10 protein-coding genes are annotated in these 11,620 nt (G+C 49.5%); 7 read left to right on the top strand and 3 right to left on the bottom strand.

What is annotated here, in order from left to right:
• The coding region (locus BGP75_RS08565) for an ABC transporter substrate-binding protein (RefSeq protein ID WP_158070077.1) at nucleotides 1-519 on the bottom strand (519 nt) is incomplete at its 3' end.
• 297 nt (nucleotides 520-816) lie between these two features.
• Between BGP75_RS08565 and paaX the strand changes: the two genes are divergently transcribed.
• Nucleotides 817-1,740, top strand: coding sequence for a phenylacetic acid degradation operon negative regulatory protein PaaX (gene paaX, locus BGP75_RS08560; RefSeq protein WP_076717587.1), 924 nt, complete (start codon nucleotides 817-819; stop codon nucleotides 1,738-1,740).
• Between the two features lie 85 nt (nucleotides 1,741-1,825).
• Here the strand turns inward: paaX and paaY are convergent, their stop codons facing one another.
• Complete coding sequence (paaY, locus tag BGP75_RS08555; protein WP_076717585.1) at nucleotides 1,826-2,428, bottom strand: phenylacetic acid degradation protein PaaY; 603 nt, start codon at nucleotides 2,426-2,428, stop codon at nucleotides 1,826-1,828.
• Nucleotides 2,429-2,573: 145 nt separating this feature from the next.
• Entirely contained in the window at nucleotides 2,574-4,262 is a 1,689-nt protein-coding gene (paaN, locus tag BGP75_RS08550; RefSeq protein ID WP_076717583.1) for a phenylacetic acid degradation protein PaaN, read from the bottom strand.
• A gap of 576 nt (nucleotides 4,263-4,838) precedes the next feature.
• On the opposite strand from paaN, the gene paaF reads away from it, so the two are divergent.
• The 6 genes from paaF to paaK all read left to right on the top strand — a co-directional run bounded on the left by paaF (nucleotide 4,839) and on the right by paaK (nucleotide 11,315).
• The gene (gene paaF / locus BGP75_RS08545; protein ID WP_076717580.1) at nucleotides 4,839-5,618 is read left to right on the top strand and encodes a 2,3-dehydroadipyl-CoA hydratase PaaF; all 780 of its coding nucleotides are present in this window, start codon (nucleotides 4,839-4,841) and stop codon (nucleotides 5,616-5,618) included.
• A gap of 140 nt (nucleotides 5,619-5,758) precedes the next feature.
• Nucleotides 5,759-6,550 (top strand): 2-(1,2-epoxy-1,2-dihydrophenyl)acetyl-CoA isomerase PaaG, encoded by a 792-nt coding sequence (gene paaG / locus BGP75_RS08540; protein WP_076717721.1) that lies wholly within the window; start codon nucleotides 5,759-5,761, stop codon nucleotides 6,548-6,550.
• A 75-nt stretch (nucleotides 6,551-6,625) separates the two neighbouring features.
• Nucleotides 6,626-8,185: a 3-hydroxyacyl-CoA dehydrogenase PaaH gene (paaH, locus tag BGP75_RS08535; RefSeq protein ID WP_076717578.1), complete on the top strand. Its 1,560-nt coding sequence runs from the start codon at nucleotides 6,626-6,628 to the stop codon at nucleotides 8,183-8,185.
• Nucleotides 8,182-8,631, top strand: a complete 450-nt coding sequence (gene paaI, locus BGP75_RS08530; RefSeq protein WP_076717576.1) for a hydroxyphenylacetyl-CoA thioesterase PaaI — start codon at nucleotides 8,182-8,184, stop codon at nucleotides 8,629-8,631. Before paaH ends, paaI begins: the two co-directional genes overlap by 4 nt.
• Nucleotides 8,632-8,711: 80 nt before the next feature.
• Nucleotides 8,712-9,917 carry a 3-oxoadipyl-CoA thiolase gene (gene pcaF / locus BGP75_RS08525; protein WP_076717574.1) on the top strand — a complete coding sequence of 402 codons (1,206 nt, stop codon included), beginning with the start codon at nucleotides 8,712-8,714 and terminating at the stop codon, nucleotides 9,915-9,917.
• 57 nt (nucleotides 9,918-9,974) lie between these two features.
• Entirely contained in the window at nucleotides 9,975-11,315 is a 1,341-nt protein-coding gene (gene paaK, locus BGP75_RS08520) for a phenylacetate--CoA ligase PaaK (RefSeq protein WP_198939311.1), read from the top strand.
• Nucleotides 11,316-11,620 lie beyond the last annotated feature (305 nt).

Raw genomic sequence — 11,620 nt, 5'->3', positions numbered from 1 at the left:
GCCCCCGTCACCACTGATCAGAGCCACCTTGGTGATGCCCCGTTTTTGCATATCCAGGAAGACTTTAGAGGCCGCCATACGGTCGGTATGAGGGGTTTTGAAGGTCCACTTGTTGACCGGATCAATAATTTTGACCGACCCGGCCAGTGAAATAAACGGTACACCGGCTTTACTGATTTCAGGCATGGCCGCCAGGGTGCTGCCGGAGGTGGAGCCGCCGACAATCACATCCACCTTATCCCGTTTGATCAAACGCTTGGCAAAGCTCACGGCTTTTTTGGCGTTACCACCGGTATCGTAGTGGACCAGTTCGACGGTTTTCCCGTCCACACCGCCTTTGGCGTTAATCTCCTCGATATACATCTGCAGTGTTTTCAGCTCGGGATCGCCCAAAAAGGAGGCCGGACCGGTGACTGCCAGGAAAGTACCTATTTTAATACTGTCAGCCGCTAGCGCACTAGAAGCCAATAAGGAAATGGAAAGTGTTGCACAACCAAGAACTTTGCTGCTCAGTTTCATCTGTTCGTCTCCAATTATTCTTATATGGGTTTTCGAACATGCTGACCGACTACCGGCCAACACTATAGGTATGGGTAGAAGAGCCTTTCAATAACGCCTAGAACAGACACCATCTGCCATAGTGATACATAATAGACGATAAAAACCAACTTATAGTGTCATATGATATATGTCAACAAATCCAGAGTAGTAATTTAGTGATTCCTGTAATCCGTAATTTGCCAGTGAAAACCGAGCACTATAGAATGCAAAGGATTGACCTCCCTTGAACCTCCATGTATTACAGAAATAAGCTGTATGAGTACGTTTTCTTCCCTTGATGCCTTAACTGAAAATTTTCGCAGCCGTCGGCCAATTCGCGCCGGATCGCTCATCATTACGGTCTATGGCGATGCAATAGCCCATAGAGGCGGAACCGTCTGGCTTGGGAGTCTAATCAATCTATTAGCCCCTTTGGGCCTCAATCAACGCCTTATCCGCACTTCAATTTTTCGTTTGACTAAAGAAAACTGGCTAATTGCAGATCAGGTCGGTCGACGCAGCTATTACAGCCTGACCGGTTCAGGCAGGCGCCGTTTTGAAAAGGCCTTCAAGCGCGTTTATTCTGATACCAACCCAGAATGGAATGGCCATTGGATGATGGTGTTACTCTCACAACTGACTCCATCAGAGCGTAAAGATTTACGTCAGGAGCTTGAATGGCAAGGGTTTGGCAGCTTGGCTCCGACAGTGATGCTACACCCACAAACAGATCGAGCGGAGCTTCAGTCAACCCTTCAGGAACAAGGTGTACAGGACCGGGTCATTGTTATGGACAGTCTTACTGAAGACACCACGGCTTCTCGAGCAATGAGACTACAAACCAGAGAATGCTGGAATTTAGAAAAGCTATCGGAAAATTACCAGCATTTTCTCGACCAGTTCAGACCACTTTGGAATGAACTGAAAAACAGCCAGGAGATGACCCCTGAACAATCATTTATGGCCCGAACCCTGCTGAGTCATGAGTTTCGACGGGTATTACTGAGAGATCCATTGCTTCCGGAAGAATTACTGCCAGCAGACTGGGAAGGACGCGCGGCTCGGCAGCTATGCAGTAACCTCTATAAACGACTCTGGCGATCCGCTGAAGAGCACCTCGACATGATGCTTGAAACCGCAGAAGGACCCCTTCCAAAACCCAATGCCAGCTTCTACAAACGCTATGGCGGATTAACCTGAGGCTGCTGTCATCAGTGACAGCAACTACTTAATCCCACAGAGCTATTCAGACAGAGCTATTCAGACAGATAATGATTCCAGCCAACTAGTCTCGATCTGTCTGATAAAGGGGTTTCACCTCTGAGAGGGGCAAAGACGGACGGCCCTCCTCCACTTCTTTCAGCGGTTCACAAAGAACCATACTGGCCTGAGAGCGCTCTGTCAGTCTCTGGTACTCTCGAGTACCTGCTGATTTCCAGGCAATTTCTTTTGCTGACAATTCCCGTGCAACTTTAGCAGGAGCCCCAACAATCAGACTACGGGGTTCGCAACGAAAAGAAGCTTTAACAAAAGAGCAGGCGGCCACTATTGAATCTTCGGCGATGACCGCCCCGTCCATAACCACGGCGTTCATTCCCACCATCGCATTGCGGCCGATGGAGCATCCATGCAACACAGCACCGTGACCAATATGACCATCCTCATAAATAACCGTATCCGTACCAGGAAACCCGTGCATCACGCAGGTATCCTGAATGTTTGAACCTGCTTTAAGAATAATTCGCCCAAAATCCCCCCTTAAAGAAGCAGAAGGGCCAACATAACAGCCCGGACCAACCACAACATCTCCTATCAAAGTCGCCGTCGGGTGCACATAAGCACTGGGATCCACAACAGGAGTTACTCCATCGATACTGTAAACGTGCATGAACATTCCTCATAGTAAATCATTCAGATAAAAGATCAGCGCCTTCAACATCGTCATTACACAAAAGAGTCAACAAACAAAACCGCCATTATTTCCCCTCTGCAGGCTCACTGACGGCTAAAAAAGATGCTAAAGGGTTACCTCTTTAAACCTCGTGCCGACGGCTTTGCACCACGGCAAAACGATCGGCAACAAAGGCCATATCAGTTAACGAGGTATTAGCTGCAGGATTATTACCAGTGGCATGATAATCGCTGAATGCCGCAGACTGGTTAACATAAACACCACTATCCAAATTGCAGGACAACGCAACTCCTCGCTCAATCGCGACCTGCTCCGCCCGCTCCAGCACCTCTTCATCAGTGGAATATACGGACAGTGTAATGGCCCCCTTAGACGAAATCGCCTCCTCAACCAGGGACAGACTTTGCTCCAGCCCATCGGTAGCAACAAGAAATGCAATAGGACCAAAACGTTCTTGCATCCATTGTTGGCGCTCTTCTCCTTCCACCGCCAGAATCAACGGAGTGCGATAACTGACTGCACTGAACTCTGGATGAGGCAGGCACTTTGACTCCAAAACAACCCGCCCGAGGTTTACAGCCTGCTGCAAACGCGCCACGGTGGTGCCTGAAGGTATCATCCCCAGAATCATCGCCGCCCGATCAGGATCAGACAGCAGCTTTTCAATCGCGGAGGTAATTGCATCAGCCAACTGATAAAAACTTATTCTTCCATTTCCAGTATCGATACCGTCTCGAGGGATCAAAATCGCCTGAGGAGTGGTGCACATCTGCCCGGAATACAGACATAGGGAAAACGCCAGATTCTGGCATACCCTGTCGACCTGGTCGACACTATCAATCAGAACGGAGTTAACACCAGCCTTCTCAATAAACAATCTGGCCTGATGGGCATTTCCGGTTAGCCAGTCAGCAAAGCTGTTACCTCCGGTATAATCGATCAATCTGATAGCGCAATGGAGAGCCAGCTTCTGAGTAATCGGGTTTGCTGCACTGTCAACAGCCATCATGACCAGATTCGGATCAAATCCAAACTCCTGCAATACTTGCTGTGCCGTCTGAACCGTTATAGCCACCGGCAGAACAGCCTGGGGATGAGGCTTAATAATAACCGGGTTACCCGTTACCAGACTGGCGAATAATCCAGGATAGGTGTTCCAGGTGGGAAAGGTCGAGCAGGCGATAACCAGAGAAATACCACGTGGAACGACATGATAGCGCTTTCTCATAACAAAGGGTTCGTGCTTTCCTTGTGGTTTATGCCAAACAGAGCCAGACGGTACTTGCTCCATCGCCAACCAAGCTTGGGCCACGGCTTCCAGGCCTCGGTCCTGAGCATGAGGACCAGCTGCCTGAAATGCCATGGCAAACCCTTGCCCGGTCGTATGCATGGTTCCATACCCGATCTCAAAGCTACGCCTGTTCAGCCGTTCGAGAATCTCCAGACAAACGGCAGTTCTCACCTCTGCTCCGGCGTTTCTCCAACCAGCAAGTGCCGCCCCTGCTGAAGATATCAGTGAATCAACATCATGTTGCTGATAGTTAATTCCCAGCTCAATACCATAGGGAGAACATTCCTCGCCGATAAAAGTCCCTTCCGTATCGGCACCCGTTTCAGGTCCACTCAGTTCAAACCGCTGGTTCAGAACTGCCTCAAAAGCGAGTTTGCCATCAGCATTAGCCGTTTCTCCGTAATATTTACCACTGGGCACCTCTGGATAAGGGCTCCAATGCCCCCGCTTCAAAACAGCCTCACATGCTTGCTCAAGGGTTTCCTGGTGCTTAGCGACCAAAGACTTTGTGGACTGCATCTGAACTCCTTCAGCAGACAAGATTACCTGCTATATAGCGCTGCTGTTTGTTGATTTTTATCATAATGACTCATAAATATACATTATTTTATATTTTTTGTATCTCTTTAACCAAAACACTGGAAAACACCATCACCAGCACTAAAGAAAAAACATATTTTCCTTTAAATTCATCATATTAAAAGAACAAAAAGATTATAAAAGGGATCGAAAAAGAAATACTTAGTGATTTGTTTCCAGACAAAAAACAACCTGACCATATTGGTCATCAATTGCAAAAACAGCAGATTTATTTGTTATTTTTCAATATCTTAATCATAAAAAACAACTGAAAACATTAGGAATACAAAAGAGATACAGTACTCAACCAATAAATTGACATATCGTATCTTTTTGTATTTTACTGATTAGCAACAATAACGGCAGATGACCCTGCTCGAGACCCGACCAGCTCAACTATCTTTGACAACACGGATCTTAGAGACTGACGGTCTTGAATATCGAAAATGACATTGTGTCTATCGGGTCAGTGAATATTCGACGAATTCAATATTCCGCTATAGAACGAGAATAACAATGCTTTTACCGCAGACATTAAACGTTTCTGAGCCCACATCAGGTGTCGTCACCATTCAATTGAACCGCCCTAACGCATTAAATGCGCTGAATACCCAATTGCTTTCTGAACTGGCCGATGTGCTTGAGCAGTATCAGACTGAAGAAGATGTACGCGCAGTCGTACTTACCGGTTCAGAAAAAGCCTTTGCCGCCGGAGCCGACATTCACGAGATGGCCAAACTGGATGCGGTAGGGGTATTAAAGGACCCAAGAGTCATCCAGTGGCAACGCATCAGTCGCTTTAGAAAACCCATCATCGCAGCTGTTAACGGCTACGCTCTTGGTGGTGGCTGTGAACTGGCAATGCATGCAGACATCATTATTGCCGCCGACAATGCGCTATTCGGACAGCCTGAAATCAAATTGGGAATTATGCCAGGGGCCGGTGGTACCCAGCGACTTATTCGGGCCGTTGGCAAATCCCTGGCAACCCAGATGGTACTCACCGGCGAACCCATTAATGCCCAACAGGCTCTCACCGCAGGCCTGGTGGCAGAAGTAACCATCCCGGAAAACACGCTGATCAGGGCTCAAACCATTGCCCGTCAGATAGCCCGACAAGCCCCTTTAGCAGTGGAACTAGCCAGAGATGCGCTTGCTCAAGCCATGGAAACCAATCTCACTGCCGGCCTGTTATACGAGCGTAAAAACTTCACATTACTCGCGGCAACCAAAGATCGTCAGGAAGGAATCAGCGCCTTTATTGAAAAACGTTCCCCTGAATTTAGTGGTCGATAAATAAAGGAATCAAACAAGAAGAACTCACAGCAGGACTATAGATCATGAGCTCCAAAGCTTTCGATAACAAAGTGTCAGACGGAACGTCCGAGAAAGAGCATTCCAAGGCTTCATTGAACCAAGGCAATTCACTCAATGAGATGTCGTTTACCACGCTGGAACTCAAAGTTGAAGACGGTGTCGCCCTATTGGCTCTGAACCGCCCAGATCGGTTAAATAGCTTTAATACAGAAATGCACGCAGAACTTCGCCAAGTGTTAAAGGCTATCAGCAAAGATAACAATATACGCTGCTTATTGCTTACCGGTCGTGGCCGTGGCTTCTGCGCTGGCCAGGACCTGAGTGATCGGAATGTGGCTCCTGGCACTGAAGCACCCGACCTGGGTGAATCAATAGAACGTAACTACAATCCGCTGATTCGCGCACTGCGGGATTTACCGATGCCGATAATCTGCGCGGTTAACGGGGTTGCTGCAGGCGCAGGTGCCAATATCGCCCTGGCTTGTGACATCGTTGTCGCGGCTCGGTCTGCCAATTTCATACAGGCTTTCAGTAAAATCGGACTGATTCCCGATTCAGGGGGCACCTGGACTCTACCACGTTTAGTGGGTTCATCTCGTGCCAAAGCACTGATGCTATTAGGTGAGAAAGTTTCGGCAGAACAGGCGCAGGACTGGGGAATGATCTGGCAATGTGTAGACGATGAGTCTTTGCAGGATCAAGCGCTTGCAATGGCTCGACAACTGGCCCAACAACCCACAAAGGGATTCGTATACACCCGCCGAGCCCTGCACGCGAGCAGCACGAATACGCTGGATCAGCAACTGGACCTGGAAAGGGATCTTCAACGCCTGGCTGGCCGTACCGATGACTACCGAGAAGGGGTCGCTGCCTTTATGGAAAAGCGAACACCGCACTTTAAAGGACAATAACAGAACAGCTGATGATTGTGAGATTAACGAGTCAAAGACCAACAGCTGAGAACGAAGACCTGCGGACAAACACTCATGAACCCACTATCTAAAGAATCCAGTATTGGTGTGATTGGCGCTGGCACAATGGGCGCCGGTATCGCTCAGGTTGCTGCTACCTTCGGTCACAACGTATTGCTTTTCGATCAAAATGCCGACGCCATTCAACGAGGGCTTGATCAGACTGCAACCGGGTTGGCAAAACAGGTATCCCGGGGGAAGCTGGACGAATTACAAAGAAGTTCAATTCTTTCCCGGATGCAAGCCACCACCGAGCTGAAAGCCCTGGCAGGCTGTGATCTGATCATCGAGGCCATTGTCGAGGATCTGACAATTAAACGTGAACTACTGGCGCAACTGGAATCACACTGTACTGCATCAACCATATTGGCCACTAATACCTCTTCCATTTCCATAACAGCTTTGAGTGCTGGAATGACGCACCCGGAGCGCTTGCTGGGAATGCATTTCTTTAACCCGGCCCCGGTAATGAAACTTGTTGAGGTGGTTTCCGGTATAGCGACAGATACAGATATTGCGGAAAAAGTTCATGCAACAGCAATCGCCTGGGGGAAAAAAGCTGTACACGCAACATCAACTCCCGGCTTTATTGTCAACCGGGTTGCTCGACCGTTTTATGCTGAAGCGCTGAGGATACTGGAAGAAGGTGCCACTGATATTCCAACAATTGACTATCTGATTAAGTCGGCGGGTGGGTTTCGGATGGGCCCCTTCGAACTGATGGACATGATCGGGCATGATGTTAATTACGCGGTAACCTGTTCTGTATTTGAGGCCTATTACAGAGATCCTCGCTTTCTCCCCTCGCTTACCCAAAAGGCGCTGGTAGACAGCAATCGTTTAGGACGAAAGTCTGGGCAAGGATTTTATAGTTATAGCGAAAACAGCGTTCATCCCTCTCCTTCAATCTGCGAACAACAGCCTCTCCCCAAAAAGCTATCGGTGGTCGGCAATTTGAGCATTGCAGCTCCATTACTGAAGCGAGCGCAAGAACAGGGTATTGCCATTGACCAACAGCCCCCGGCAACAGCCAGTGATGCCGGTTATATACAGGCAGGTAACGCCAGATTAATGCTGACAGACGGCCGCTTTGCCAGTGAACGAGCCTCCGTTGAAAACCAGCCCGATACGGTATTATTCGATCTGGCACTGGACTATTACCACTGCTCCGGATTAGCCATAAGCGTTGCAGGTCAGTGCAGCGACAAGGCCAGAAATGATGCTATAGGCTTCCTCCAGGCTCTGGGAATAAACGTCAGTCAGGTGGATGATAGTCCCGGACTGGTGGTCATGCGTACGGTTTCAATGCTTGCTAACGAGGCAGCAGATGCGGTTAATCAAGGGGTTTGCTCAGCGGCTGACGCTGACACTGCCATGCAAAGCGGTGTTAATTATCCCCTCGGGCCACTGGCCTGGGCAGACAAGATAGGGATATCCGCCACTTTCAATTGCCTGATGCACCTACAGCAAAGCTACGGTGAAGATCGTTACCGACCCTCGCCGCTACTGCGCCGCATGAACTTTTCCCGGACCCAATTTCACCATACTGATGTACAGGAGAGCAGCCCGGCATGAATGATCTTTCTCTAACCGGAGTAGAAGCTAAAAAACTGGCAGAACGCTGTGCTGATGAGCTTTATAAAAATGACTCTGCCACACGGAAACTGGGCATGGAAATCGTCCGTATAGAGCCCGGTTACGCGGAACTGACACTCCCAATCACCGAATGGATGGTCAATGGCCATCAAACCTGCCACGGAGGCATGATTTTCACTTTAGCCGACAGCGCATTTGCTTTTGCCTGCAATAGCGAAAATCAAAAGACTGTCGCCTCAGGGTGTAATATCGACTACCTCAGCCCGGGGCGTATTGGAGACCTGCTGACAGCAAAGGCTGAAAAGCAATATCACCGCGGCCGTACTGGCGTTTACGACGTCAGGGTCGAGAACCAGCACGGTGATCTTGTGGCCCTTTTTCGCGGCAAAGCCTATCGACTGTCGGGAAACATCCTCGACGACTAAAACGAAGCGAGACAAGAGCCTCTTACCGGCGATGAGATGGCTACCCAACAACTTCCTTTTTTGAAAGAGCGTAAAGACTCATGACCGAAGCATTTATCTGTGATGCCGTACGTACTCCAGTGGGCCGTTATGGTGGTCAACTATCCTCAATTCGGGCCGACGACCTGGGGGCCATCCCTATCAAATCGCTGATGGCGCGCAACGCTGGTGTCGATTGGAGTCGCGTAGATGACTTGTACTACGGCTGCGCTAATCAAGCCGGGGAAGACAATCGCAATGTAGCCCGCATGTCAGGATTACTTGCAGGACTGCCTGTGGATGTCCCTGGCAGTACGTTGAATAGATTGTGTGGCTCTGGCATGGATGCAGTAGGCACCGCGGCTCGTGCCATTAAAGCCGGTGAGGCTGACCTGCTGATTGCGGGAGGGGTTGAGTCCATGTCCCGCGCCCCTTTTGTCATGCCTAAAGCCCTGACCGCTTTCAGTCGACAGAATGAAGTCTTCGATACCACTATTGGCTGGCGGTTCGTCAATAAATTAATGAAATCCCAGTATGGCATAGACTCCATGCCGGAAACCGCAGAAAACGTTGCCGAACAATTTAACATCAGCCGGGCAGATCAGGATGCATTTGCTCTTCGCAGCCAGCTCAGGGCGGCCAAAGCTCAAGACTCAGGCCGCTTTTCCCAGGAAATAGTCCCCGTAACCATTCCTCACCGTCGACAAGAAGCAATCGTTGTCGACCAGGATGAACACCCCCGACCCGAAACCACTCTGGAAACCCTGGCGCGGTTGAAAACCCCATTCCGGGAAAATGGCAGCGTTACTGCGGGCAACGCCTCAGGTGTTAACGACGGAGCCTGTGCTCTGCTGCTCGCCAGCCCCCGAGCGCTGAATGATCATAAATTAACCCCGCGGGCCAAGGTGATTGCCATGGCTACCGCTGGCGTTGAACCGCGAATCATGGGCATTGGCCCGGCACCTGCCAGCCGAAAAGTACTGGAAAAAACAGGCCTGTCAGTTACGGATATGGATGTTATCGAGCTTAACGAAGCCTTTGCAGCACAAGGCCTTGCGGTGATGCGGGAGCTTGGTCTGGCTGACGATGATGAGCGGGTTAACCCCAATGGCGGTGCGATTGCCCTGGGTCACCCTCTGGGTATGAGTGGTGCCCGTCTGATCACCACAGCGCTGTACGAATTGGAGAAACGCCAGGCCCGCTACGCACTTTGCACCATGTGCATAGGCGTGGGCCAGGGGATAGCGCTCATTATCGAGAGAGTCTAGTCCGAGACGGGATCAAGACCAGTTACAACAAAAATAAGATAGGTACTCACCATGAACATGCTCGCCTCAACATCCGGCCAGGACACACCTTTAGAAGACATCGAAACGGCCAGCACTGATGAACTCAGAAGCATCCAGCTTGAGCGAATGCGTGCCAGTCTGGCCCATGCCTACAAAAACATCCCCCATTACCGTCAGAAGTTTGAGCAACTGGGGGTCTGCCCGGAAGATCTCCACTCCCTGGAAGATCTTGCCAAATTTCCCTTTACCGTAAAACAGGATTTACGGGATAACTATCCCTTTGGCATGTTTGCAGTCCCTCAGGATGAGATCGTCCGTATTCACGCTTCCAGCGGCACTACAGGACAGCCCACCGTTGTGGGATACACTCAGAATGATATCAACATGTGGGCAGAGGTGGTGGCACGATCAATTCGGGCTGCCGGTGGTCATCGGGGAGATAAAGTCCATGTGGCATACGGCTACGGCTTGTTTACCGGTGGACTTGGCGCCCATTACGGCGCAGAACGACTAGGCTGCACCGTCATCCCCATGTCCGGAGGACAAACTGAGAAACAAGTTCAGCTTATTCGGGATTTTGATCCAGACATCATTATGGTCACCCCCTCCTATATGCTCAACCTGGCCGATGAGATGGAGCGTCAGGGACTCGATCCTCATGAGTTGTCACTCAGGGTTGGCATTTTTGGCGCTGAGCCCTGGACCGGAACCATGCGCACGGAACTGGAAGAACGACTGGGTATAAACGCGTTGGATATCTATGGCCTATCGGAAGTCATCGGTCCTGGTGTGGGCATGGAATGCCTGGAAAGCAAAGATGGCCCCACCATCTGGGAGGATCATTTTTATCCGGAGGTTATCGACCCGGATACGGGCGAAGTGCTGGCCGATGGAGAATATGGGGAATTGGTATTTACTTCCCTGACCAAAGAAGCGTTACCCATTATACGTTATCGGACCCGAGATCTGACACGCTTACTGCCGGGAACAGCCCGACCGATGCGTCGTATAGATAAAATCACCGGTCGCAGTGACGATATGCTGATCATTCGTGGCGTTAATGTATTTCCAACTCAGATAGAGGAACAAATTCTAAAGGTACGACAAATGTCGCCCCATTATGAACTGCATGTATACCGTGACGGTCATCTGGACAAAATGGATGTACACGTGGAGTTGCGACCAGAGTGTTTTACCTGTTCTGACTTCCCGGAGAAGCGCAGACAAGAGCTGGCGCACGAACTAAGTCACCATATTAAGTCGGTCGTAGGCATTTCGACACGCGTACTGGTCAAGGATGTTGGCAGCCTGGCACGCTCCGAAGGGAAAGCAGCGCGTGTCAAAGACAGTCGTCCCAAAAATAACGGAAGTTCGTAACATACCGCAACAGCAGGAGTTTTCATCTGAAGACTCCGTTGTTAACTGTTTACACATTCAGACTCTTAACTATTGACAGTTCTCAACGTTGTTCAAAAACCTGAGGGGAGCTGATATCAATCGCTCTCCCAAAGATCTAATTTCTTATTTTGCCAAGCCACCTGATTTTATAAAAACGTCAATCAGGTCACTTTTTATGCAAATAAACTTTAGTCCGGGTATATTTTTAATATGACACTCAATTTAATACTTGATAATATTTTTTGTATCACATTATAATTGAGTTATATCATTTTACTCTTTTC

The sequence above is a fragment of the Motiliproteus sp. MSK22-1 genome (genome assembly GCF_001968815.1).
In the GTDB taxonomy this organism is placed as follows: Bacteria; Pseudomonadota; Gammaproteobacteria; order Pseudomonadales; family Balneatricaceae; genus Motiliproteus.
The sequence above is the reverse complement of the archived record's forward strand: the minus strand, read 5'-3'. Positions and strand labels throughout refer to the sequence as shown.